Annotated in this window: 1 protein-coding gene; it reads right to left on the bottom strand. The window is 42.2% G+C overall.

The genetic code is table 11. The annotated features are described in order from the left end of the window. Positions 1-360: 360 nt before the first annotated feature. On the bottom strand, positions 361-1,212 hold an 852-nt coding region (locus MWU56_RS16435; RefSeq protein WP_247046502.1), incomplete at its 5' end, for a BspA family leucine-rich repeat surface protein.

Here is a 1,212-nt window from a genome sequence, read left to right as displayed (position 1 = left end):
GTCAATGGTTGGTGGTTGGAAGTACGAAGTCAGATGTACGAAGTTAAACTACTGAGTACTGCCAACTGAGTACTGCCTACTGCTCGTTGGTTAATGGTTAATGGTTGGTGGTTGGAAGTACGAAGTCAGATGTACGAAGTCAGATGTACGAAGTTAAACTACTGATTACTGCCAACTGAGTACTGCCTACTGCTTACTGCTTAATGCTTAATGGTTAATGGTTAATGGTTAATGGAAATTGCTTATTGTTAATTGTTAATTGTTCACTGTCAATTGTTTATTGCTAATTGCATCAATACAAAAAAAGCCCCCCGTTTGCACGGAAGGCTCTACAGTTATTTGGAATAAAACGCTTGTCTTTTAATTGCAGGCTACTACAGCATTATACACAATGTTCCAATTATTGGGTGCATCTATAAGAGTATTGTAAGCGTCTTGCACACTAACACACATATCTATGTTATTAGCACCAAGTTTTACGTTGGGCTGTACATCCATCGCAGCCCATCCGATCAATGTGTTGGAAAAGTTAAGTGCCGACATTCCGGAACCGTTGAACATATCAACCATACTTGTTACCATGCCAATATCCCAACCACTCAGATTTTGATCAAATGAAATGGCATCAGAGAACATGAGAGACATATCGGTAACATTGCTCACATCCCAACCACTGATATCCCCATTAAAGGATTCGGCCTTATAAAACATCCCTTCTAACTCGGATACTTGGGAGAGGTCCGGCATATCTGTGGCATGGTATTCCATATTTAGACACAGGGAAAATGCATAATGAAAACTTTTCCATTCAATAGCGCCCCATTGGTTAATGCCTCTTAACGTATGATAGGAGCTATTAGTCACCAAAATTTGCGGAAAATCTCCCTGTATGGCCACTTTGTAAGTTCCTGCTGTTGCGTAAACATGTGTCGGGTCTTGTAGGTCGACCAACTGTTCAATGGTACCGTCCCCCCAGTCAATGGTGAAATCGTAATCAAAGTCATCATTTGTTCCTATCTCCAGCTCAAAATTATTCTCGGGTACCTCCCATGTGGTGATAAAGGATGCCGGGTCCTCGAACATACTTTCAATGACATTTACCACTGTGATCGTTATCGTTGCATCCACGGATTCGGTGCCATCGGTCACTGTTACGGTCAGCACATGTTCTTCTGCGGTCTCAAAGTCCAGCTCCTTTCCATCGGCAAGGCT

The organism is Allomuricauda sp. F6463D (assembly GCF_023015965.1).
In the GTDB taxonomy this organism is placed as follows: Bacteria; Bacteroidota; Bacteroidia; order Flavobacteriales; family Flavobacteriaceae; genus Flagellimonas.
Note: the sequence above shows the minus strand (reverse complement) of the source record. Positions and strands in the feature narration are given on the sequence as shown.